Genomic DNA, 22,028 nt, shown 5'->3' with positions numbered 1-22,028 from the left:
ACGTTGAAGGAATAAAGCGGCCGGATGGGGCGTTCTGTTGATAAGACGATTGCGGTGCGCCGCTTGTACGAAGGCACGCCGGCTTGCACATCGCTTTCGCCGTCCCTACCGACTCCCAACCAGAACGGCTCATGAACACTTCGACAACTTCCCGCACGGCCTCGCGCGACGGCATCGAGACGCTTTCGACGCCGGCGCACGCGTCCCGCTACACACGCACCGCGATGATCCTGCATTGGCTGATTGCCGTGCTCATCATCGTGAACGTGGTGCTCGGGCTTTCCGCCGATGCGCTGCCGGACGACTGGGTGCGCCCCGTCATCGATACGCACAAGTCGATCGGCATCACGGTGCTCGGCCTCGCGCTGCTGCGCCTGCTATGGCGCGCGTCGCACCGGCCGCCGCCGTTGCCGCGCGAGTTTCCGTCGTGGGAGCGGATGGCCGGGCATGTTGCGCACTTCCTGCTGTATTTCGTGATGATCGCGCTGCCGCTGTCGGGCTGGATGCACGACTCCGCGTGGAAGGCGGCGGCGACGCATCCGATGCATCTGTTCGGCGTGATTCCGTTTCCGCGCATCGGCTTCATCATGAATCTCGATCCCGCCGTGAAGGAACCGCTGCACGACAAGTTCGGCGCGCTGCACACGTATCTCGGTTATGCGCTGTACGCGTTGCTCGCGATGCATATCGGCGGCGCGCTGAAGCATGAGCTGCTCGACCGTCATTCCGTCATCAAGCGGATGGTGCCGTGATGGACATCGATGTGATCGAAGACGCCACGCTGACGAACCACACCCTGTCCGCCGAGCCCACGGTCGTAGCGGGCGAGCGCCCGCGGCCGTCGCTGCGCGAAGCGCTCGCCGCCGCGTCGCCGCGCATCAATCCGCGCAAGGGCACCTGGCAGAGCGCCGTGATTCATGGCAGCGTGACCGCGCTGTGGCTGCTGCTGTTCGCGCGTGCTTTCTTTCTGCATGGCGCGCTCGCGTGGTCGACGGGGATTGCTTATGTGCTGTACGACACGCTGCTGCTCGCGTTCGTCACGGTGAAGACATGGCCATTGATCCGCCGCTCGTTGCCTGCGCACCGGTCGGTGGATAGTGCGACATTGCCGAGCATGGGCGTGATCGTCGCCGCGCACAACGAGGCAGGCGTGCTGCCCGTGACGCTCGCCGCGCTGCTGCGGCAGACGCACGGCCCGGCGCAGATCGTGATCGCCGACGACGGCTCGACCGACGGCACCCGCGATCTGCTGACTGGCCGCTTCGGTCTGACGGAGCCGGCGCTGGGCGTGCTGAGCGCGCCCAGCAGCCGCTATCCGAATCTGCACTGGCTGCGCGTGCCGCACGGCGGCAAGGCGCTGGCGCTGAACGCCGCGATCGACGTGATGACGACGGACACCGTGATGACCGTCGACGCCGATACCTTGCTCGCCGACGACGCCACGCTCGCGATGCGCGCGTCCTTCGCGCAGTCGCCGAAGCTGGTCGCGGCGACGGGCATTCTCGTCCCCGTCTGCAACCGCACGGCGAGCGGGCGCGTGTTCCAGTGGTTCCAGACTTACGAATACATGCGCAACTTCATCGCGCGCTTCGCATGGATGCGGGCCGACAGCCTGCTGCTGGTGTCGGGCGCATTTGCGTCGTTCCGGCGCGACGCGCTCGTCGCCGTCGGCGGCTTCGACGCGCAATGCCTCGTCGAAGACTACGAACTGATTCACCGGCTGCGGCGCTACTCCGTCGATCACGACCTCGGCTGGGACGTGCGCGTAGTCGGCGACGCGCACGCGCAGACGGAAGCGCCCGCGACGCTCGGCGCGTTCCTGCGCCAGCGCCGCCGCTGGTTCGCAGGCTTCCTGCAGACGCAATACTGGAATCGCGACATGACGGGCAACGCGCGATACGGCACGCTCGGCCGGCTGATGCTGCCCGTGAAGGCGTTCGACACGATGCAACCGGTCTACGGCCTGACCGCGTTCGCGTTGCTGCTCGGCTTCGTGGCCGGCGGACACGGATTGATCGTCGTGTCGATCTTCAGCGTGATCGGCCTGAAGACGGCGATCGACCTCGCGTTCTATCTGTGGAGCATCCATCTGTACCGCCGCTGGACCGGGCTGACGAGCGGCACGAGTCTGCCGATGGCCGTCGCTGCCGCGATCGCCGAGCCGTTCACGTTCCAGCTGCTGCGGCACACGGGCGCGGTGCTCGGCTGGCTGCAATTTGTACGTGGTGGCAAAGCGTGGGGCAAGCAGCATCGGTCGGGTCTGGTCGGTGCGACGCAGAGCACGCGATGAGCGTCGTTGCCATGCATATCGGCGACGTATGAGGTTGTTGCTGGTTTATTGAGCGTTGCGACTGCAACAAAATGGTTGGGCGGTGCTTCGGCACCGCCCTTTGTTTTTGGTGCGGCGGCGGGTGTCGACGGCCGTTCGGTAATGGCTACCGGCTCGTCTACTGCGGTCAGCCCTCATGATTCTCGGGCGCGACTTCTAGTAGACTGACCGGACATCGGTTTCTAACTATCAAACCCGCTCGGTCCCGGCGACCGGCCGACCGTTGTGCCAGGAGGCCACATTCATGCACGTAGTCGCTCCGTTGGACAGCAATTCCGTCGATAACCCTCCCAAGGCTGCTGTGCGCGATCTGCGCCGCGTCGATATTCATCCCGATCATTGGTATCCCCTCGCGTGGTCGCGCGAAGTGAAGCGCGGTAAAACGCATGCCGTGCGCTTTGCCGGCGAGCCGATCGTGCTGGCGCGCACCGAATCGGGCAAGGTGATCGCGCTGGAGGACCGCTGCGCGCACCGCCAGGTGCCGTTGAGCGGCGGCGTGGTCGATGGCGAGGCTATCCGTTGCGGCTATCACGGCTGGACATACGACTGCTCGGGCAAATGCATCGACGTGCCGTATCTCGGCCGCGAGCGTCTGCCGAACGGCGTGCGCGCGTATCCGTGCCGCGAATCCGAAGGGCTGATCTTCGTATTTCCCGGCGACGCCGCGCTCGCCGAGACGATGCCGCTCCCGCCGCTGGGCTCCGTGGCCGACAAGGCGTACAAGACCCGGCGCTTTGGCCGCGAAGTGGCGTGCCACTACTCGTTCATGCACGAGAATCTGATGGACATGAACCATCAGTTCCTGCACCGCAAGCAGATGGGCAAGATGCGCGCGCGTTCGCTGGGCCGGCGGCGCGGCGACGACTGGGTGGAAGTGGACTACACGTTCGCGCGCGAAGCGGGTCAGCAGCCGATCGGCGAAGCGCTCGTGTTCGGGCAGAGCCGCAAGAGCGAAAGGGCCGACCATAAGGACGTGATGACGATCCGCACGCAGTATCCGTTTCAGACGCTGCGGATTCGCACGTCCGACGGGACGATCGTGATGGACCTGTGGATCTGCTACGTGCCGCTCGATCGCGAACAGCGCACCAATCGCACGTTTGGCCTGCTGTCCATCAAGCGGCCCAAGATCGGCGCGTTGCTCGACGTCGCGTGGCCGCTGCTGGTGTGGTTCACCGAGCGCATCTTCAAGGAGGATCGCTGGATCGTCGAGCTCGAGCAGGCGGCACACGACGCGCAAGGCGCCGACTGGAATCACGAAGTCTTCCCGGTGATCAACGACCTGCGCGATCTGCTGCGTGAATGCGGCGCGCCCGTGGCGCGGCGGGTGATTCCGATCGAGCCTTCTGCCGAGTCCGTTGCCGTCTGACTTTACGTGCGGCGCCTGGAGTGGCCGCATCACACGGCTATTGATCGGACGTTAGGCGTTCGAACGTTCGGCCCCTCTCATTCGCCGCGACTTTCTGTCCGTGCTGCGCGCGCCGCAGGCGCGCGATCTTTCGACAATGCGTTATGCTTGATTTGTCCGCCCGGCTTCGGGCGGACGCGATGCATTGTTCGAAGGAGGCTGTCTCATGTCCGAGGATGGCGACGCAACTCCGCCGATCGCGGATCTGCAAATCGTATCGACGCGCGTGTTCGATTTTCCGCGCGATCTCGTGTTCAGGGCGTGGACGGAGCCGGTACATCTCGCGCACTGGTGGGGCCCGAAAGGCTTTACCCATTCCTTCCACGAATTCGATCTGCGCCCGGGCGGCAACTGGCGCTTTGCGATGCATGGGCCGGACGGCGTCGACTACAAGAATCACAGCGTATTCGTCGAGATCGTCGCACCGGAGCGTATCGTGTTCGATCACGTGTCGGGGCCGCAATATCGCGTCACGGCGACTTTCGATGCGCTGAGCGACGAACAGACGCGCATCACGTTTCGCATGGTCTTCGAGACGCCTGCCGTCTGCGCGCAGGTGAAGACGTTTGCCGTCAAGGCCAATGAAGAGAACTTCGACCGGCTGCAAAAAGAGTTGAAGCGCATGGCCTGAAGGACCGCGCTGACTAGCAACGCAATCCCAACCATTCAATAGACAACGCCCTCACGCTCCGAAGAACGTGAGGGCGTCGTGGTCGCCTCGCAGGCCCGAGCGCTTACGGCGGGTGGATCGTCATCGACCCGCCGCGCTTCGTGTTCGATTAGAAGCGGTGACGCATGCCGACCGACGCGACGCCTTGACGACGCGAGCTGGAGAAACCCGACACGTTGCCGTTGTCGATGATCGCCGGGATCACGTTATCAGGCGAGCTGACCAGTTGATACACGCCTTGCACGTAGACATCCGTGCGCTTCGACAGCGAGTAGTCGCCTTGCAGGCCGATCTGGTTGGCGTGGAAGTGGAAGTCACCCGCTGCGCCGTTCGAGTAGGTGTAGGCGACACCCAGGCCCAGGGCCGGCGTCAGGTTGTACTTCGCGTTGGCTTCGTAGTTGTTGACGTGAGCCGAAGCCGACGAACCCGAAAAGTTGTCGATGCGCGCTTGCGTCCACAGCAGGCCGACGAGAGCCGGACCGAAGGCGTAGCTCGCGCCGACACCGAATTCGCGTTGACGGAACGACAGCTCGTCCGTCGGCAGGCCGAGACCACCCAGATCGAATGCGGTCGTCGCGCCAGCGGCATTGCTGTTCGGATTGTTTTGCTGTGCATAGCCGGCGCCGAAGCGCAGACCTGCGTTCTCATAGCCCGCGCCGAAGCTGTACGCGCGATTGTTCGCGAACTTTGCGTTGTTCGAGAAGCCGTACGTGCCGCCAAACGAAAGGCCAGCGTAGTTCGCGCTCTTGAACTTGATCGAATTGCTGGTCGCGTTTTCGCTGTTCTTGTCGAGATTGTCGAGGTTGCCGAAGTGCGCGAAGTTCGTGCCGCCCCAGCTGCCCGTTGCCGACAGCGGCGCGAGGAAGTCTTGCGACGCATCGTACTGGCGGCCCAGCGTGACCGTGCCAGCCTGGCTCGACAGACCGACGAACGCCTGACGCGAGAACATCTTGCCGCTGTTCGCCTGCGAGCCGTTGTTCAGATTGAAGCCTTGTTCCAACTTGAAGACGGTCTTCAGGCCGCCGCCGAGATCCTCGACGCCACGCAGGCCGAAACGGTCTTCATCGATTGCGCCGCTGCCCAGCGCCCACTGGTGGCCGCCGTTGACGTTGCTCGTGTAGGTGAGGGCGGCGTCCAGCGTGCCGTACAGCGTGACGCTGCTCTGAGCGTGGGCGACCGAGGCGAACGAGGCAGCCACTGCCGTCGCGATCAGAATCTTCTTCATCTGTGCTTCCTTCAGTTCATGGGGCAATACGAGGCTTGAATACAAACGGACAAGCTAGGCATGCCACGTCCTGTACGAAGCAAGACCACTTACCTTGCCCGGTTTGGGGAAGCGCAAGTATAGAAAGGTACCCTAACTATCGATTTATATAGAAACTGGAAATGGTCCATTTCCAAATAGGAAAAGAAAGGCCTAGAAGATTGATTTTGTTTGTATTTAAATTGGGATGAATTTCGATCTTTTTATTGGTATAAATTTTATTGTTGTGATACGACAACGAAGTTTGGCTTTGACTTATTTGAGATAAGACGTATCTGAAAATGCGGAAGATGTACTTGCCGTAAAACGACGTGAGCGTTACTGGAGAGGGAGATTGGGCATCAGAGGTGATTTCAAAAGCGTGTCATCAATCAGGGAGGATGAGTGAACTTTCTGGAGTGGTTGCGATCGCTATTAAAGCGAATTAATTTGATAAGCGAAAAATATTTACAGTTAAGCTATTCAAATGAGCAATGACAATTTCTGAAAAATATTAAGGCGGCGATTGAACGTCAATCGCCACCCCTTTCAAGCTTTTGAGGAATTTCCACCCGACGTCACTTGCCCAGTTCGTGACCGATGATCCCGCCCGCGACGGCGCCGCCCACCGTGCCCACCGTGCTATGCGTCGTCTCATGGCCGACATAGCCACCCGCTGCCGCGCCGCCGACGGTGCATCCGCTCACGAACGGCACCAGGGCCGCTGCTGCGATTGCGACGCGGACGATATAGCGCTTCAACATGTCATGCTCCTGCCTGATTGAAGAATGTAGCTTCGTCAGCAAACGTCGTGCCATTTCCCTCAGCGGAATCTCCATTCGCACGGCAGACCTTTCCGCCCGCGTGGCCACTTTGCTAGACTGCCTTCGCCAGCAGAAACAACCTTTGCTGCCATCGCCGCTGCGCCACCCGTCCCACGAAGTACGGCACCCCTCGAACGCTGCGGCCCGACAACCGGAACACGGAGTCACCATGTCTTACATGCTGCTCATCGTCGAACCCACCGAGCAACGCGAACAGCGCGGCGAAGTCGCAGGCCGCGCCGTCTACGACCGTATGCTCGAATACCGCGCCGGGTTGCAGTCGCGCGGCCAGTTGATTGCCGCCGAATCGCTGGCGCCTGTCAAAACGGGTGTGCGCCTCGAAAAGCGCGACGGACAGACGCGCCTGATCGACGGGCCGTTTGCCGAAGCGAAGGAAATGGTCGGCGGCTTCTTTCTGCTGAACGTCGATACCTACGAAGAAGCGCTCGCGCTCGCTAGAGATTGTCCGGCCGCCGAGTGGTGCACGATCGAAATCCGCAAGGTCGCGCCTTGCTACGAGTATTGATGGCGCCCGCCGGCTGAACCGTTCTGCACGGCCGCAAGGGTTTTCCCTGGCGGCGCCGGCTGTCGATCTGACTGCGCGCCGCTCGTCGTGGAAGTAGAAGCCGCCACGGGGCGTCCTTCATCCACGAGGAGAGACGGCGATGCGATTCATGATCATGGTGAAGGCCACGGCCGACAGCGAAGCCGGCAAGATGCCCGACGAGGCACTGATGGCGTCGATGGCGACGTATCACGAAGCCTTGCAGAAGGCGGGCGTGCTGCTCGACGCATCCGGCCTGCAGCCGAGCGCGAAGGGCTGGCGCGTGCGCTATGCGGGCGGCAGGCGCACCGTCACGGAAGGGCCGTTTGCGGAAACGAAAGAGCTGATCGCAGGCTACACCGTGATCCAGGTGCGATCGCGCGAAGAAGCGATGGAATGGGCGCGGCGCTTTCCCGCGCCGTTCGGCGAACAGGCCGACGGCGAAATCGAAGTGCGCCAGATGTTCGACCTCGACGACTTCGAGCCGAGCCGGTCGACGGAACGCTTTCGCAAGATCGAAGGCGCCAACCATTGACATCACATCTGCCAGCTTTCGAGGAACGATCATGCACAAGCAAATTTATGTGAATCTCGCCGTGAACAGCGTGGAGAAATCGAAGGCATTCTTCGCGCAACTCGGCTTCACGTTCGATTCCAGATTCACCAACGAGCAGGCCGCCTGCATGGTGATCGGCGAAAACATCTACGCGATGCTGCTCGCGAAAGACTTCTTCCAGACCTTTACGAGCAAGACGCTGTGCAATCCCAAAGAGAGCACGGAAGCGCTGATCTGCCTGTCGTGCGATAGCCGCGCGCAAGTCGACGATCTCGCCGACAAGGCGCTCGCCTCGGGCGGCGCATCGGCGCGCCCCGCAAAGGATCATGGCTTCATGTACGAGCGCAGCATCGAGGATATCGACGGGCATATCTGGGAACTCGTGTACATGGACCCGAACGCCGCGATGCCAGCGGCCGACGCGTCTTGAGGCCGGCCGTGACGACGGCTGCGACCCATCGTGCCATCGAGGCAGTCTGGCGGATCGAATCCGCGAAGGTCATCGCTCACGTCGCGCGGATCGTGCGCGATGTCGGCGTGGCCGAAGAACTCGCGCAGGACGCGCTGGTGGCCGCGCTCGAAACCTGGCCGGACGCCGGCGTGCCAGACAATCCTGGAGCATGGCTGATGGCGACCGCGAAGAACCGCGCGCTCGATCGCTGGCGCCAGGATGCGCTGCACGCGCGCAAGCACGAAGAGCTCGGCGCCGACATGGACGCGCGGGAGGCGCATATCGTGCCGGATTTCGTCGATGCACTCGACGCCGCCCGCGCCGACGACATCGGCGACGATCTGTTGCGGCTGGTATTCACTGCCTGCCATCCCGTGCTGTCGAAAGACGCGCGTGTCGCGCTCACGCTGCGCCTGCTCGGCGGCCTGACGACGGATGAGATCGCGCGCGCGTTCCTCGTGCCCGAGCCGACCATTGCGCAACGTATCGTGCGCGCCAAGAAGACGCTGTCGGCGGCGAAGGTGCCGTTCGAAGTGCCGCAGGCGAACGATCGCGCGGTGCGGCTCGCGTCGGTGCTCGAAGTGATTTATCTGATCTTCAACGAAGGCTATTCGGCGACGGCGGGCGACGACTGGATGCGCCCGACGCTGTGCGAGGAAGCGCTGCGCCTCGGCCGCGTGCTCGCCGGTCTGATGCCCGACGAAAGCGAAGTGTACGGACTGGTCGCGCTGATGGAGATCCAGGCGTCGCGCATGCATGCGCGCGTCGATGCGCAGGGGCGGCCCGTGTTACTGCCCGATCAGGACCGCAGCCGTTGGGACCCGCTGCTGATCCGTCGCGGGCTGAGTGCGCTTGCACGCTCGGAAGCGCTCGGCGGGATGAGCGGTCCCTATACATTGCAGGCCGCGCTCGCCGCGTGCCATGCGCGCGCCCGCACGGCGGCGGAAACGGATTGGGCGCAGATCGTCGCGCTCTACGATGCGCTCGCCGAAGTCGCGCCGTCGCCCGTGGTCGATCTGAACCGCGCGGTTGCCGTCGGCATGGCGTATGGCCCGATGGCTGCGCTCGAACTCGTCAATGGGCTTGCCGACGAGCCTTCGCTGAAAAACTATCACTGGCTGCCGAGCGTGCGCGGTGATCTGCTCGCCAAGCTCGGCCGCAACGACGAGGCGCGCGGGGAGTTCGAGCGCGCCGCATCGATGACGCGCAATGCTCGCGAACGTGAACTGTTGCTCGAGCGTGCGCGCGAAATGCGGGGCGCGCACGGACGCTTGCAGTAAGCGCCGCGTGTTGCGCTTCAGCTCGCCACGTGAGCGAGCAGCGAGCGCACGAACGGAATCGCATGCTCGCCCGCGACCATCCCGAGCAGGCCGAGCAGCGCGACGATGGGCGGCGCGGGCGATTTCACATCGACGATGTTGTACAGCAGTCCGACGACGACACCCGCCGCCAGCGACACGATATACGGCTTCATACGAGTCTCCGGTTGTAGGGATCGGGTTGGTCACATCGTGATGACGACGCGCCCGCGCGTGCCGCCCGCGACGGCCACGTAAGCGTCGCGCGCGTGGTCGAGCGGGAAGGTCTGCGCGATCGACGGCGCCTGCAATGCGCCGCTGTCGAACACGCTGGCCAGTTCCGTCATCAGGCGCGCGGAATCCGCGGCGCCGAGCTTGGCGCTGTCCGCGCCGAACAGCTGCGTCTCGTTGTGATAGAAGTCGATCACGTCGAACTCGACGCGCCGCTTGCCCGTCGCGCTGATTTCGACCACGCGGCCGCGCCACTTCGCGAGTTTCAGCGCCGTTTCGAACGCAACGCCGCCGACGGCGTCGTACACGACATCCGCGCCGCCGAGTTCCTTCACACGTTCCGCGGCGTGCTCGTCGAACGGCACATAGTGGTCGAGCAGACGCCCCGCGGGCGAGTCCGCGTCGGGCGCATGGCGATCGACGGCGATCACCTTGCAGCCGCGTGACTTCGCGATCTGCACGACCGCGCCGCCGACGCCGCCGCTCGCGCCGATCACGGCAACCGTTTCGCCCGCGACGAGCTGTGCATAATCGACGACGCCGAGCCACGCGACCACGAAATTCACGCCGATCGCCGAGGCCTGTTCGTGCGTGAGCGTGCGCGGCTTGCGCGACAGCGCGCCGACGGGAATCTTGATGAACTGCGCGTGCGTGCCGTCGCGCGTGAAGCCGATGTCGCCGCCCGTGCCCCATACTTCCGCGCCGATCCATTCGGCGGGGCCTTCCGTGACGACGCCGCTGAAGTCGCGGCCGGGGATGCGCGGCAGCGTCGTGTGGCCGAAATGGCCCGAGAGGTTTTTCACGTCGCTCGGATTCACCGAGGCGGCTTTTTCCTGCACGATCGCGCTGTCGGCGTCGACGGTGGGTGTCGGCAGGTCGACGAGGTCGAGGACTTCGGGACCGCCAAATGCATTGAACTGGATCGCTTTCATTGCCGCTCCTGCGGAAACTGTCGGATTCGATGGGGTTCGCCTGTTGCTTCACGTTACGTGAAGCAGCGTATGAAGGCAGTCTAAGTGACCGGCGCGGCGTGGTTCAGACAAGTGCTTTCGAATATCGGACAGCGCCCGGCGCTGGTTCGGAACGATCAATCGGGAAACGTGTGAAGCACGAAGAGACAACCGACCTGCTCGGCGTGGACGGCTGCAAGGGCGGCTGGTACGCGGTCAGGCAGCACGCCCGCACGGGCGAGATCGAGACGCGCATCTGCGCATCGTTTACCGCGTTGCTCGCGTGGGCGCCGGCGCCCGCCATCGTGGCCGTCGATATGCCGATCGGTCTTTCATCGACGGGATACCGTGCGTGCGATGCCGAAGCGAGGAAGCGGCTGAAGTGGCCGCGCAGTGCGTCGGTGTTCCAGACGCCCGTGCGGCAGACGCTTGGCATCGGGGATTATCGAACGGCGTGTGATCTGAACCGCGAAGCAACGGGCAAGGGAATTTCGCAGCAGGCCTTCAACGTTCTCGGCAAGATCGCCGAAGTCGATGCATTGCTACGCGATAGCAGACGCGATGCTTCGCGTGTGTTCGAGGTCCATCCGGAGCTTGCCTTCATGCAGCTTCGGATCGAGCAGGGCGGTGAGGCGGCCGGACTCAAAGAGGGCAAAACGTCGGAAGCCGGGCATGCGGAAAGACGAGCCTTGCTTGCTCCTGTCTTCGGCGCCGAGTTGCAGACTGCGCTTGACGGTCGTGTTGCGAGGCACGCGCAGAAAGACGACGTGCTCGATGCTTTTGCGGTGCTATGGAGCGCGCGCCGCATCGCGGCGGGCAGCGCCGTCATGCTGCCCGATGACGATCCGCGCGACAGCGCGCAACTGCCGATGGTGATCCGCTACTGAGCGAACGTTGCGGCCCGCGCTGTTCCGCAACGTCTCACCCATGCTGCTGCTACGAAATTATTCCGCGCCGCGCACGATGCGCAGATCGCGCTCGACGCCATTCCCGAGCGCAGCCAGAGCCTTCTTGTAGTCGTCGCTGTCGTAGGCCGCGACGGCCTGCTCGTAGGTCGGGAATTCGATCACGACGGTGCGGTCCTTCAGACCTTGTTCACGCACTTCTTCGGCAAGGCCTCGCACGAGGAACTTGCCGCCCGCCGCCGTGACGGCCGGCAACGCCAGTTGCGCGTATGCGGCCAGCGCCGCCGCATCGTTTGTCTTGCGGTACAGAGTGACCCAGTATCCCTTGCTCATTTCACGTTTCCTCACGTTAAAGATTTGGCGATGGCGACATCGACCGATAAACATCCGCGTCGCCGACGCCCACGATTCTCGCTCAAGCGCAGCGAGCGCGCTTGCGCGTGATGCGATGCGTAACTGATTCAGGACTTTAACGCAGCCGACGCGGCCAGCGTCGCGTGAGGATCGAAGTCGGTCGGCGGCGCGCCGAGCTCGCGGCGGAACATATCGCTGAAACTGCTCGGCAGATAGCCGAGCTCCCGCGCGATGGTGCTGACCGCGCGTCCTTCGGCGAGTCCCGACACGGCGACGGCCAGCTGCACCTGCCTGCGCCACTCCGCAAAGCCGATACCCAGCGCGCGCGTGAAGAGCCGCGACAGCGTGCGCACGCTCGCGCCCACCGACGCCGCATGCTGCTCGAAGCTGATCGCATTCGACGGATTGTCGATCACGGCGCGGCACAGCGCGTCGAGCCGCCGGTCCGATGCATCGGGCAGCGGAATGCGCAGCGACGAGCGTGGCGCCTGTTCGAGTTCGAGCATGGCGAGCCGGTACGCGGTGCCCAGATAGTCTTCGTCGCGCGTCTGTGCCTCTTCATGTTCGGCAATCGACGCAATCAGTTCGCGCAACAGGCCGTTGATCTCGAACACGTCACTGCGCGCGCTCAGATGGCCGATGCTGCGCTCATGGAAATACAGATTGCGCATCTCGACGTCGCTCATCATGTGGATCGAGTGCTCGGTGCCCGCGGGCAGCCACACGGCGCGCTGCGGCGGGACGACGAGCGCCTCGCGTCCGGCTTCGACCCACATCACACCCGACACGGCATAGAGCACCTGCGCCCACGTGTGCGAATGCGGGTCGATGCGCAGCCCGCGTGGATAGCGCCGCGCGAGCGAATGGCCTTTATCGGCGTCGCGCAGGACGGGAGGCGTCGCTTGGGTCATTTCTCAGTGCGCGTCCTTACGAGGCTTGCGGCCCTTGTCGTCATCGCTGTCGCTCTGGTCGATGAACGGCGAGTCGGTGTCGGTGCCGCCCGAGCGCAGCGCGCTGCGCGCTTCTTCGGCGAGCTGCTCATAGCGGCGGCGAAAGCGCCCAAGATCCTTCTCGTTCAGTTCTTCGAGATCGAGTAGCGCGTTGTGCGCGCCGTCCAGCGCGCGGATCAGTTCGTCGAGCTTGATCTGCATCGCGGCCGTGTCGCGGTTTTGCGTGTTCTGGATCAAAAAGACCATCAGAAAGGTGACGATCGTCGTCGATGTATTGATCACCAGTTGCCAGGTGTCGCTGAAATGGAACATCGGCCCGCTGATGGCCCACACGACGACGAGCGCCACGGCAATCACGAACGTCGCCGGCTTGCCGGCCATCGTGGAGAGACCCGTCGAGAACTTCGAGAACCAGTTGTTGTTTGTCACTCGGCACTCCTGTCGTGTGAAGTCCAGCCTTGACGATACCCATTCCCCCGAGCCCGCGCCAGCGTGCCCGGCGTGTCCCCGAACCGCGAAAAATTCCGCGACGGATTTTCACGGCTCGCGCGTTTAACCCCTAAACCGGCTGATTCGAGACCGGCAACGGATTCAAGGGAGAACGCAATGAATACGCAAAAACTGGTCCGCATGCTTGCCGCAGGCGTGGCCGCGCTGAGCACGTCGGCCGCTTTCGCACAGGCAGTGATCGTCGCGCCGATGGCGCCGCCCGCTCCGCGCGTCGAAGCCGTGCCGCCGCCACGCGCCGGCTATGCATGGGACCCCGGCCACTGGCGCTGGGCGGGCGGCCGCTACGTGTGGGTGGCGGGGCACTGGCAGACCCTGCATCCGGGCTATCGCTGGGTGCCGGGACATTGGGTCGCGCGTGGCCCGAACTGGCGCTGGGTGCCCGCGCACTGGGCGCTGTGAACGTGGCGACGGAGACTGCGAGATGAAGAAGCTACTTTTACTGGCGTTGCTTGCCGCGACGCTCGCGGGTTGCGTGGTGGTGCCGGCGCGCCCTTACTACTACAGGCCGGCCGTCGTCGTATATTGAACGGGCTTGAATGGGCATGGATGGAGCGCATCGCGAAGTTCGAGGCGTTCCCGTGAAGTCACTCGATCAGAACAACAGGGAGCGACAGCAAGTGACGACAGCACATCCCGTCGCGACGGGTGCCGCGCGATACACGCGACATGCGTGGAACCTGCGGCATATCCGGAGCCGCGCGCGTTGAGCGAACGCGATCCGGACGCGGAACTGGTGGCGGGCGTCGGCAGGCAGGAGCCCGCCGCCGTCCGCACGCTCGTCGCGCGCAAGTTGCCGCGTCTGCTGGCGCTCGCCACGCGGATGCTGGGAGACCGTATGGAAGCGGAAGACGTCGCGCAGGAAGCGTTCATGCGCATCTGGAAGCAGGCGCCGCGCTGGCGCGAGGGCGAGGCGCGTTTCGACACGTGGCTGCATCGCGTTGCGCTGAATCTTTGCTACGACCGGTTGCGCGCGCATCGCGAGGAACCCGCCGACGAGCTGCCCGACGCCGCCGATCCCGCCGCCGCGCCCGACGCGCAACTCGAAGCGCAGTCGCGCGAGGCACGCGTGCGCGCGGCACTCGCCGCGTTGCCGGCGCGCCAGCGCGAGGCGCTCGTGCTCAATTACTACCAGGAACTGTCGAACATCGAGGCGGCCGCGCTGATGGGCATTACCGTCGATGCGCTCGAAAGCCTGCTGGCCCGCGCGCGCCGCAATCTGCGCGCGCAACTGGCGGGCGACGATCTTTCCGGAACGAGGACCAGCCGATGACACCCGAGAGATTTCGCGCAATCGTCGATGCGTATGGCGCCGATGCGCGCCATTGGCCCGACGCGGAGCGCGCGGCCGCGAGCGCGTGGGCCGCGCAGCATCGCAGCGAGGCGGACGCGCTGCTCGCGCAGGCCGCGCTACTCGACGCATGGCTCACGAGCGATGCTGTCGCTGCGCCCGAGCGGGCGCTGACCGAGCGGGTAATTGCTTCGGCGCCCAGAAGCCGCCGGCCGCACTGGCTGTCGTTGGCCAGGCCGGGCGCGCGCGCGGGCTGGTGGTGGTCGGGCGCGGCGTTCGCGGGCGTCGGGTTGATCGGCGGATTGGCTGGCGCATTCGCGGTGTCGTTTTTTCTGGTGACGGGCAACCCGTCGACGGGACCGGAGTCTTCCTATCTGACAACTGGATTTGGCGGCACAGCCGCAGACTGGAGTGATGAATGAGCGGACGCGCCTGGAAGTTTCTGTTGGTCGGCTCGCTGGTGCTCAACGTGTTTCTGATTGGCGGCGTCGCGGGCGGCGCGTATCAGTGGTTCGTCGCGCATGGCGGCGCGGCGGCCGCCGCGCAAGCGCAACCGCGCGCGCTGCGTTTCGCGGCGGCAGGGTTGTCGGTGGAGCGCCAGCAGCAGTTCGTCGATGCCTTGAAGACCGCACGCCGCGAAGCGCGCGAGTACGCGCGTGATGGGCGCGAGGACCGGCGCGAGGTGCTGCGGCTGCTGGCCGCGCCGCAACTGGACCGCGCCGCGCTCGAGGTCGCGCTCAACCGCACGCGCGAAGCTGATATCGCGCTGCGCTCGCGGGTCGAGCAAAGCGTCGCGGATTTCGCCGCGACCTTGTCGCCCGACGAGCGCGTGAAGTTCGCGGAAGGCTTGCGCGAGCGGGGAAACTGGCGGCTTCCGCAGGCGCAGCAGCCGGTCAATCGGCCCGCGAGCGACTGATCGACCACGCCCGGGAAAAGCAGCGACGGAAAAGCGCCGCTCGCTCCGTTTAATACACATCGAACCACGCACGACAGGCGAAACAGGGGCGAGCATGGCCAATTCACCCGCTGCAATGACGGCGCCGCCGATGAGCGCCGCCGCGATCGCGCTGAACCGCTTCGGCCTCGGCGCACGCGCCGACGAAGCGCCGCCGGCGAATCCGAAGAACTGGCTGCTCGCGCAGTTCGACGCCTATCAGCCGATGCCCGCGGCATGGGCTGCGCAGCCGACGTCGCTGGCCATTGCCGCGGATCTCGAAGACGAACGCCAGCAGGCGATGGCAAACCCGGCAACGAACGCCACGAATTCCACGGCGAGCGGCGCGAATACAGCCAGCGCGCCGAACCTCGCCAGCAACGCGGACGATGCGCGCAAAGCCGCCCGTCAGGCCGCGAACAAGGCGCTGCGCATGGAATCGCGCGACACCTACCGCGCGGCCGTGAACGCGCGCGTCGCGAGCGCGCTGACGACGCCCGCGCCGTTCGTCGAACGGCTCGTGCACTTCTGGTCGAACCACTTCGCGGTATCGATCGACAAAGGCCGCGTCGCGCCGTTCGCTGGCGCGTTCGAAGCGGAGGCGATCCGCCCGCACGTGCTCGGGCGCTTTGAAGACATGCTGGTGGCTGTCGAGCGTCATCCCGCGATGCAGCTTTTTCTCGACCAGACGCGCTCGGTCGGACCCAACAGCGTCGCCGCGCTGCGTGCAGCGCAGCGCAATCCGAACCGCAAGCCCGGACTCAACGAAAACCTCGCGCGCGAGATCATGGAACTGCATACGCTCGGCGTGCGCAGTGGCTACACGCAGGACGACGTCACCGAGTTCGCGCGCGCCATGACGGGCTGGAGCATTGCGGCCGCGCAAGGTCCGCAGGCCAACAACGCAGGCACCGCGCCGCCGGGCGCGTTCATGTTCCGTCCGCAACTGCACGAGCCGGGGACACGGACCATCATGGGCCGCCGCTATGACCAGCCGGGCGAAGGGCAAACGCTCGCGGTGCTGCGCGATCTGTCGAGCGCGCCCGCCACCGCGACGCATATCGCGACCAAGCTAGCGCGCCACTTCGTAGCGGACAATCCGCCGCCGGAGGTGGTCGACCAGTTGGCGACAGCTTTCATGCGCAGCCGCGGCGATCTGCCGACGGTGTATCGCGCGCTGATCGACAGTGATGCCGCGTGGTCGCCCGTGGCCGTCAAGTTCAAGTCGCCGTGGGAGTGGACGATTTCGTCGATGCGCGGCCTCGGCATGCACAACCTGAACGACGGCGCGAATACCGTCCAGATGGCGCCCGTGCTGACGCAACTCGGCCAGCAGGTGTGGCGTCCCGGATCGCCAGCCGGCTATGACGACATCGCCGCGAGCTGGGCCGCGCCCGATGCACTCGTGCGGCGCGTCGAGATCGCGCAGCGTTTCGCAGCGCGCGTCGGCGACCGGCTCGATGCGCGTTCGCTCGGGCAAACGCTGACGGCGGGTTCGCTGAGCGAGCCGACGCAACTCGCCGTGTCGCGCGCGGAAAGCGCATCGACGGCGCTCGCACTGCTGCTCGTCTCGCCTGATCTTCAACGGAGATGACCATGCTCACTCGCCGCAGTTTCGTGCGCATCGCAGCCGCCGGCGCGGGCGCGATGCTCGTCGCGCCGCAGATGGTGTTCGCGCGCGCCGCGACCGACCGCCGCTTCGTGTTCGTGATCCAGCGCGGCGCCGCCGATGGGCTGAACATCGTCGTGCCGTATGCGGAGCCCGCGTACGCGTCGCTGCGCGGCGCGCTGGCCGTCGATACGTCGGCTTCGACGAAGCTCGACGGCACGTTCGCGCTGCATCCGTCGCTCGTGCAGATTGGGCAGATGTACGGGCGGCGCGAGGCGCTTTTCGTGCACGCCGTCGCGTCGCCGTATCGGGACCGCTCGCATTTCGACGGACAGAACGTGCTGGAGACGGGCGGATCGTCCGCGTACCAGGTGAAGGATGGCTGGCTCAATCGCCTGGTCGGCATGATGCCCGGTGCGACATCGACCACGCGCGAGAACGCCATCGCATTCGCGCCGACCGTGCCGATGGCGTTGCGGGGCGCGTCGAACGTCGCGTCGTATGCGCCTTCCGGGCTGCCGCAGGCGCCCGACGATCTGCTCACGCGCGTCTCGCAACTCTATGAACAGGACGCGCAGTTGCGTCCGTTATGGGAATCGGCGATGGCGGCGCGCGGTCTCGCGGGCGATGCGGGCGCGCGCCAGGACCCGGCGAGTCTCGGCAAGCTCGCGGCCGGGTTTCTGTCGCGCGACGACGGGCCGCGCATCGCGATGATCGAAACGGGCGGCTGGGACACGCACAGTGCGCAGATGCCGCGCCTCGCCGCACAACTCAAGGCGCTCGACACGATGCTCGCTGCATTACGCGACGGACTCGGACCGGCGTGGAGCAAAACGACGGTGCTGGTCGCCACCGAGTTCGGCCGCATGGCGGCGGCGAACGGAACGGGCGGCACGGACCATGGCACGGCATCCGTTGCGATGGTGATCGGCGGGGCGGTGGCGGGCGGGCGCGTCGTCGCCGACTGGCCGGGCTTGCGGCAAAGCGATCTGTACCAGGCTCGCGATCTGAAGCCGACAGCGTCGCTCGATGCGCTGATTACGGGCGTCGCGAGCGAAAGCCTTGGGCTCGATCCGCACCGGACTTCGCGCACGCTGTTCGCGCAAGCAGGCAGCGCGCCGCCGATGACGGGATTGATCCGCGTCTAAACCGGAGTCGGATTTAACAATCGACTCACACTCAACAAGGAGATGAATGCAACGATGAATGCTCTGAATCTGAACTCCTCGAAGCTGCGTGCGCTGCTGGCGGCCGCGCTCTGCGCATCGACGCTTTCCGCCTGCTATGTCGTCGAACCCGCGCGGCCGGCGCAGCCTGCGCCCGTCGCGGAGGTGATACCCGCGGCGCCCGCGCCGGGGTATCGGTGGGTGAAGGGTCACTATCGCTGGGAAGGCAATCACTGGGCGTGGGTGCCAGGGCATTGGCGGCCGGTTTGATCCTGTTTGACCTCGCTCGATCCGGCTCGAAAAAAATAAACGGTTGCGTGTGTCGATCTGACGATGGCTTACTCGTCGTAGTGATGAAGACTCGCTAATCGGGCGAAACTTCGTCACTCATGAAACTCTTCACATCAGGAGACACGATCATGTCCACGCCAGCCGTCAAGCCCATCCCCGAAGGGATGCACACGTTGACACCGCACATCATCGTCGCGGGCGCGGCCGAAGCAATCGAGTTCTACAAGAAAGCATTCAATGCAGTCGAGCAGGTGCGCCTGCCCGGTCCCGGCGGCAAGATCATGCATGCGTCGCTGAAAATCGGCGATTCGACGCTGATGCTGGTCGACGAAATGCCCGATTGCGGCAACGGCGCGTCGTTCGGGCCGAAGGAACTGAAGGGCACGCCTGTCGTGCTGCACCTGTATGTCAACGACGCGGACGCCACCATCGCGCAAGCCGCGGCAGCGGGCGCGAAAGTCATCATGCCCGCCACCGATATGTTCTGGGGCGACCGTTACGGCCAGGTCGAGGATCCGTTCGGCCACCGCTGGTCCGTCGCGACGCATAAGCGCGACGTCACGCCCGACGAAATGAAATCGGCGATGGAGCAGATGATGGCGCAAGGCCGTCAATAACAGCCGTTGCGGGCGCGTGAGTCGATGCGCGGTGATGAATCGCGCATTTCGCCGCACGCTGCCGCGCCCGATACAGCAATCCAAGGAGATGTGATGGACAAGATTGCGACGTGCCTGTGGTTCGACGGCAACGCGGAGGAAGCCGTCCGGTTCTACACGGGCATCTTCAGGAATTCGAGCATCGGCGACATCACGCATTACGGCGAATCGATGCCTGGCAAGGCTGGGGAAGTCCTGACGATCACCTTCCATCTGGAAGGCCGTGAGTTTCTCGCGTTGAACGGCGGCCCGCAGTACAAGTTCTCTCCGGCGATTTCGATGTTCGTGAAGTGCGAATCGCAGGAGGAAGTCGACACGTTGTGGGACGGGCTGCTCGAAGGCGGCGGGTCACCGGTGCAATGCGGCTGGCTGACGGACCGCTTTGGCGTGTCGTGGCAGATCGTGCCGACCGCGATGATGAAGTTCCTGACGGACAAGGACCAGACGAAGGTCCAGCGCGCGATGCAGGCAATGATGCAAATGGTGAAGCTCGATGTGAAAGCGCTCGAAGCGGCTTTCAACGGGCAGTGATGTCTGTTGAGCGTGGCGCGCGCCGCGCGTGAATGGCTTTCGCGGCGGCGCGCGTATCTGCGATCATCGGCGCTTTCCTCCTTGCCGGCTCCTGCCGGATATGCGCGATGAATCCTTCCGTCTTTGAGCTTGAAACCGATCGTCTGATCTTGCGTCCTCATGTTCGTGAGGACTTCGACGAGAGCTACGCCTTGTGGTCCGATGAGACCGTTACGCGCTTTATCGGCGGAAAGCGATTTAGCCGCGAAGAGGTTTGGTCGCGGCTGCTGCGCTATGCCGGGCACTGGGCGCTGCTCGGCTACGGCTACTGGGTGATCCGCGAGAAAAACAGCGGGCGGTTCGTCGGCGAGATCGGCTTTGCGGACTACCAGCGGGACATCGAACCGCCGCTCGACGCACCTGAGATCGGCTGGGCGTTGATGCCGTCCGTGCATGGTCTCGGGTATGCCACGGAAGCCGTGCGCGGCGCGCTGGCATGGGCCGATGCCAAATGGCCGGAGCGCGAGACCGTCTGCATCATCGCGCCGGACAACACGGCGTCGCGGCGGGTCGCGGCGAAATGCGGTTACGTCGAAACGCGGCAGGCGACATACAAAGGGCATCCGACCGGGGTGTTTTGCCGCGCCGGCTAGGCCTTTTTCAGGCTTTTCCTAGGGTTCCTATATCTTCCGGCCGAATTGTTCGAAGCCGCCGCCGATGCGAAATTAACTACGCGAATGCATCGGTCCATCTGAACCACCCAATCGCACGTAGATACAGCGTTGACACATCAACCCGCGCCGCGTAGCATGACGGTATCTACATTGTAGATACGCGCGGCGCTTCTGCTCCCTCGTGGAGTTTCAAGGAGGCAATCGTGTATCTGGGTTTCTCGTGCGAAGGTGGTGCTATGGCTATTCAGACAATCAAGCGGTGGGGCAACAGCCTTGCAGTGCGCATTCCCGCAAGCCTGGCTGACGAACTGCACCTGCGCGAAGATCAGGAAGTCGACATGGTGGTAGCGGACGGAGCGCTCGTCGCCACGCCCACCATCAGGACGTTCAATTGGGACGAGTATCGCGAGCAGCTCGCGGCGCGGCCCGGCGACGTGCATCCGACCATCGATCATGGCGCGGCGGTAGGTTCGGAACTTGCCGATCCAACGGACCAGGACGACTGGTAAGGAGCAACATGAAGAACGGTGTTCCCGAAATCGGCGATGTGTGGTGGATGAGGCTCGAGCCCGTGGTCGGGCACGAGCAGGGCGGCAGTTATCCTCGGCCTGTGGTGGTGCTATCGCATTACGAGCACAACGGTCCGGCACAGCGCATTGTCGCCGTGCCGTGTACGTCGAAGATTCGCGGCTTTTCGACGGAGATTCCTGTCTCCGCTTTGCCAAAACCGTGCGTCGCGCTGATCGACCAGATCACCACGCTCGACTGGGTGGCGCGGCGCGGTGAATTCAGGGAAGAGCGGATCGCGCAGCCCGAACTGGATGCGATCCGCCGCAGTTTGAAAGCATTCCTGATGATGTGACGGCGCCGCCTCGCTACGTCGCTCAGGTGCGTGACGCCGCCATGCACGCCTGCAACGTGCGCCGCTGCGTGCCCTGCGCGTCGAAGTTCGCTTCGTCGAGCCATTGCGCGAAGCCGGCGCGCAGCGCCGGCCATTCGCTGTCGATGATCGAGAACCACGCTGTATCGCGGTTGCGGCCTTTGTAAGTTACGGCCTGACGGAAGATGCCTTCGTACGTGAAGCCGAAGCGGGCCGCCGCGGCGCGCGACGGCGCATTCAGCGAATCGCATTTCCACTCGAAGCGCCGGTAGCCGAGTTCGTCGAAGACGCGCTGCATCAACAGGAAGATCGATTCCGTCGCCATGCGCGTCTTTTGCAGACGCTGCGAAAACACGACGAAGCCGACTTCGATCACGCCGTTCGCCTTGTCGATGCGCATCAGCGAAAGCGTGCCGATGGCTTTGCCCGTCGCGAGATCGATGACGGTGTGATGCAGCGGGTCAGGGGAAGCCGCGCAGGACGCGAGGAAGTCGCGGTAGGCCTCGCGCGTGTCGAACGGGCCTACGGAGAGGTAGGTCCAGTCGCGGCCGTCGGGCGCGGCGCTGTAGGCGTCGTACAGATCGTCCGCGTGGCGTTCCACGTCGACCCGCTCCAGCCGGCAGTAGCGGCCTGTCATCGGCTGATCGCCTGGTGCCTTTGCGGCTTGCCACTGTGGCATGGGTTCGCCGATCGCCTGACCGTATTCGTTGACTCGTTGCACCACGTCTTTCTCCCGTCGCGTGTACCGTTGAAGTATGCCTAGCGGGCACGATACGGCAAAGGCTGCGCGCCCGTAA

Annotated in this window: 30 protein-coding genes; 22 read left to right on the top strand and 8 right to left on the bottom strand. The window is 64.5% G+C overall.

Going from position 1 to position 22,028, the window contains the following annotated elements; genetic code table 11:
- The first annotated feature begins 131 nt into the window (after window positions 1–131).
- From PPGU16_RS24485 to PPGU16_RS24470, 4 genes are all read left to right on the top strand, one after another.
- Window positions 132–752 carry a cytochrome b gene (locus PPGU16_RS24485; protein ID WP_180722992.1) on the top strand — a complete coding sequence of 207 codons (621 nt, stop codon included), beginning with the start codon at window positions 132–134 and terminating at the stop codon, window positions 750–752.
- Window positions 752–2,290 carry a glycosyltransferase family 2 protein gene (locus tag PPGU16_RS24480; protein ID WP_238270181.1) on the top strand — a complete coding sequence of 513 codons (1,539 nt, stop codon included), beginning with the start codon at window positions 752–754 and terminating at the stop codon, window positions 2,288–2,290. The genes PPGU16_RS24485 and PPGU16_RS24480 overlap by 1 nt, the downstream gene beginning before the upstream one ends.
- Before the next feature lie 283 nt (window positions 2,291–2,573).
- Window positions 2,574–3,698, top strand: a complete 1,125-nt coding sequence (locus PPGU16_RS24475; RefSeq protein WP_180722991.1) for an aromatic ring-hydroxylating oxygenase subunit alpha — start codon at window positions 2,574–2,576, stop codon at window positions 3,696–3,698.
- Window positions 3,699–3,903: 205 nt separating this feature from the next.
- Window positions 3,904–4,368 (top strand): SRPBCC family protein, encoded by a 465-nt coding sequence (locus tag PPGU16_RS24470; protein ID WP_180722990.1) that lies wholly within the window; start codon window positions 3,904–3,906, stop codon window positions 4,366–4,368.
- A 148-nt stretch (window positions 4,369–4,516) separates the two neighbouring features.
- Here the strand turns inward: PPGU16_RS24470 and PPGU16_RS24465 are convergent, their stop codons facing one another.
- Together PPGU16_RS24465 and PPGU16_RS24460 are read right to left on the bottom strand one after the other, a co-directional pair.
- The gene (locus PPGU16_RS24465; protein ID WP_180722989.1) at window positions 4,517–5,632 is read right to left on the bottom strand and encodes a porin; all 1,116 of its coding nucleotides are present in this window, start codon (window positions 5,630–5,632) and stop codon (window positions 4,517–4,519) included.
- A 596-nt stretch (window positions 5,633–6,228) separates the two neighbouring features.
- Window positions 6,229–6,414, bottom strand: coding sequence for a glycine zipper 2TM domain-containing protein (locus PPGU16_RS24460; RefSeq protein ID WP_042304357.1), 186 nt, complete (start codon window positions 6,412–6,414; stop codon window positions 6,229–6,231).
- Window positions 6,415–6,643: 229 nt separating this feature from the next.
- Here PPGU16_RS24460 and PPGU16_RS24455 point away from each other — a divergent pair, with 229 nt between their 5' ends.
- The 4 genes from PPGU16_RS24455 to PPGU16_RS24440 all read left to right on the top strand — a co-directional run bounded on the left by PPGU16_RS24455 (window position 6,644) and on the right by PPGU16_RS24440 (window position 9,305).
- Window positions 6,644–7,000, top strand: coding sequence for a YciI family protein (locus tag PPGU16_RS24455; RefSeq protein ID WP_180722988.1), 357 nt, complete (start codon window positions 6,644–6,646; stop codon window positions 6,998–7,000).
- A 139-nt stretch (window positions 7,001–7,139) separates the two neighbouring features.
- Window positions 7,140–7,553, top strand: a complete 414-nt coding sequence (locus PPGU16_RS24450; protein ID WP_180722987.1) for a YciI family protein — start codon at window positions 7,140–7,142, stop codon at window positions 7,551–7,553.
- Window positions 7,554–7,584: 31 nt separating this feature from the next.
- Entirely contained in the window at window positions 7,585–8,004 is a 420-nt protein-coding gene (locus PPGU16_RS24445; protein ID WP_180722986.1) for a VOC family protein, read from the top strand.
- Window positions 8,005–8,012: 8 nt separating this feature from the next.
- Window positions 8,013–9,305 carry an RNA polymerase sigma factor gene (locus PPGU16_RS24440; RefSeq protein ID WP_180722985.1) on the top strand — a complete coding sequence of 431 codons (1,293 nt, stop codon included), beginning with the start codon at window positions 8,013–8,015 and terminating at the stop codon, window positions 9,303–9,305.
- 17 nt (window positions 9,306–9,322) lie between these two features.
- Here the strand turns inward: PPGU16_RS24440 and PPGU16_RS24435 are convergent, their stop codons facing one another.
- Together PPGU16_RS24435 and PPGU16_RS24430 are read right to left on the bottom strand one after the other, a co-directional pair.
- Complete coding sequence (locus PPGU16_RS24435) at window positions 9,323–9,499, bottom strand: DUF1427 family protein (RefSeq protein WP_180722984.1); 177 nt, start codon at window positions 9,497–9,499, stop codon at window positions 9,323–9,325.
- A gap of 30 nt (window positions 9,500–9,529) precedes the next feature.
- Complete coding sequence (locus PPGU16_RS24430) at window positions 9,530–10,486, bottom strand: quinone oxidoreductase family protein (protein ID WP_180722983.1); 957 nt, start codon at window positions 10,484–10,486, stop codon at window positions 9,530–9,532.
- Between the two features lie 170 nt (window positions 10,487–10,656).
- Between PPGU16_RS24430 and PPGU16_RS24425 the strand changes: the two genes are divergently transcribed.
- The gene (locus PPGU16_RS24425) at window positions 10,657–11,391 is read left to right on the top strand and encodes a DUF429 domain-containing protein (protein ID WP_243460608.1); all 735 of its coding nucleotides are present in this window, start codon (window positions 10,657–10,659) and stop codon (window positions 11,389–11,391) included.
- Between the two features lie 57 nt (window positions 11,392–11,448).
- Here PPGU16_RS24425 and PPGU16_RS24420 read toward each other — a convergent pair whose 3' ends face one another.
- From PPGU16_RS24420 to PPGU16_RS24410, 3 genes are all read right to left on the bottom strand, one after another.
- A complete protein-coding gene (locus tag PPGU16_RS24420; protein ID WP_180722982.1) occupies window positions 11,449–11,742 on the bottom strand; it encodes a DUF1330 domain-containing protein in 294 nt (97 codons plus the stop codon).
- Window positions 11,743–11,870: 128 nt separating this feature from the next.
- Window positions 11,871–12,674, bottom strand: a complete 804-nt coding sequence (locus PPGU16_RS24415; protein ID WP_180722981.1) for an AraC family transcriptional regulator — start codon at window positions 12,672–12,674, stop codon at window positions 11,871–11,873.
- Between the two features lie 3 nt (window positions 12,675–12,677).
- The gene (locus PPGU16_RS24410) at window positions 12,678–13,142 is read right to left on the bottom strand and encodes a low affinity iron permease family protein (protein WP_180722980.1); all 465 of its coding nucleotides are present in this window, start codon (window positions 13,140–13,142) and stop codon (window positions 12,678–12,680) included.
- A 177-nt stretch (window positions 13,143–13,319) separates the two neighbouring features.
- On the opposite strand from PPGU16_RS24410, the gene PPGU16_RS24405 reads away from it, so the two are divergent.
- The 13 genes from PPGU16_RS24405 to PPGU16_RS24345 all read left to right on the top strand — a co-directional run bounded on the left by PPGU16_RS24405 (window position 13,320) and on the right by PPGU16_RS24345 (window position 21,213).
- Window positions 13,320–13,622, top strand: a complete 303-nt coding sequence (locus PPGU16_RS24405) for a YXWGXW repeat-containing protein (protein WP_180722979.1) — start codon at window positions 13,320–13,322, stop codon at window positions 13,620–13,622.
- 22 nt (window positions 13,623–13,644) lie between these two features.
- On the top strand, window positions 13,645–13,749 hold the full coding sequence (locus tag PPGU16_RS24400; RefSeq protein ID WP_180722978.1) for a lipoprotein: 105 nt from the start codon (window positions 13,645–13,647) through the stop codon (window positions 13,747–13,749).
- Window positions 13,750–13,926: 177 nt separating this feature from the next.
- Window positions 13,927–14,493 carry an RNA polymerase sigma factor gene (locus PPGU16_RS24395; RefSeq protein WP_180725196.1) on the top strand — a complete coding sequence of 189 codons (567 nt, stop codon included), beginning with the start codon at window positions 13,927–13,929 and terminating at the stop codon, window positions 14,491–14,493.
- Window positions 14,490–14,933 carry a hypothetical protein gene (locus PPGU16_RS24390; protein WP_180722977.1) on the top strand — a complete coding sequence of 148 codons (444 nt, stop codon included), beginning with the start codon at window positions 14,490–14,492 and terminating at the stop codon, window positions 14,931–14,933. Before PPGU16_RS24395 ends, PPGU16_RS24390 begins: the two co-directional genes overlap by 4 nt.
- Entirely contained in the window at window positions 14,930–15,427 is a 498-nt protein-coding gene (locus tag PPGU16_RS24385; RefSeq protein WP_180722976.1) for a periplasmic heavy metal sensor, read from the top strand. The genes PPGU16_RS24390 and PPGU16_RS24385 overlap by 4 nt, the downstream gene beginning before the upstream one ends.
- 94 nt (window positions 15,428–15,521) lie before the next feature.
- Complete coding sequence (locus PPGU16_RS24380; RefSeq protein WP_180722975.1) at window positions 15,522–17,039, top strand: DUF1800 domain-containing protein; 1,518 nt, start codon at window positions 15,522–15,524, stop codon at window positions 17,037–17,039.
- Between the two features lie 2 nt (window positions 17,040–17,041).
- Entirely contained in the window at window positions 17,042–18,202 is a 1,161-nt protein-coding gene (locus PPGU16_RS24375; protein WP_180722974.1) for a DUF1501 domain-containing protein, read from the top strand.
- Window positions 18,203–18,256: 54 nt separating this feature from the next.
- Entirely contained in the window at window positions 18,257–18,490 is a 234-nt protein-coding gene (locus PPGU16_RS24370; protein ID WP_180722973.1) for a YXWGXW repeat-containing protein, read from the top strand.
- 149 nt (window positions 18,491–18,639) lie between these two features.
- Window positions 18,640–19,128, top strand: a complete 489-nt coding sequence (locus tag PPGU16_RS24365; RefSeq protein WP_180722972.1) for a VOC family protein — start codon at window positions 18,640–18,642, stop codon at window positions 19,126–19,128.
- A 93-nt stretch (window positions 19,129–19,221) separates the two neighbouring features.
- Window positions 19,222–19,698, top strand: a complete 477-nt coding sequence (locus tag PPGU16_RS24360; RefSeq protein ID WP_180722971.1) for a VOC family protein — start codon at window positions 19,222–19,224, stop codon at window positions 19,696–19,698.
- A 107-nt stretch (window positions 19,699–19,805) separates the two neighbouring features.
- Entirely contained in the window at window positions 19,806–20,330 is a 525-nt protein-coding gene (locus PPGU16_RS24355) for a GNAT family N-acetyltransferase (protein ID WP_180722970.1), read from the top strand.
- A 257-nt stretch (window positions 20,331–20,587) separates the two neighbouring features.
- Window positions 20,588–20,860 carry an AbrB/MazE/SpoVT family DNA-binding domain-containing protein gene (locus tag PPGU16_RS24350; RefSeq protein WP_180722969.1) on the top strand — a complete coding sequence of 91 codons (273 nt, stop codon included), beginning with the start codon at window positions 20,588–20,590 and terminating at the stop codon, window positions 20,858–20,860.
- Between the two features lie 8 nt (window positions 20,861–20,868).
- Window positions 20,869–21,213, top strand: coding sequence for a type II toxin-antitoxin system PemK/MazF family toxin (locus tag PPGU16_RS24345; protein WP_180722968.1), 345 nt, complete (start codon window positions 20,869–20,871; stop codon window positions 21,211–21,213).
- Between the two features lie 22 nt (window positions 21,214–21,235).
- Here PPGU16_RS24345 and PPGU16_RS24340 read toward each other — a convergent pair whose 3' ends face one another.
- On the bottom strand, window positions 21,236–21,955 hold the full coding sequence (locus PPGU16_RS24340; RefSeq protein WP_180722967.1) for a GNAT family N-acetyltransferase: 720 nt from the start codon (window positions 21,953–21,955) through the stop codon (window positions 21,236–21,238).
- Window positions 21,956–22,028: the final 73 nt, after the last annotated feature.

The organism is Paraburkholderia largidicola, assembly GCF_013426895.1.
In the GTDB taxonomy this organism is placed as follows: domain Bacteria; phylum Pseudomonadota; class Gammaproteobacteria; order Burkholderiales; family Burkholderiaceae; genus Paraburkholderia; species Paraburkholderia largidicola.
The sequence above is the reverse complement of the archived record's forward strand: the minus strand, read 5'-3'. Positions and strand labels throughout refer to the sequence as shown.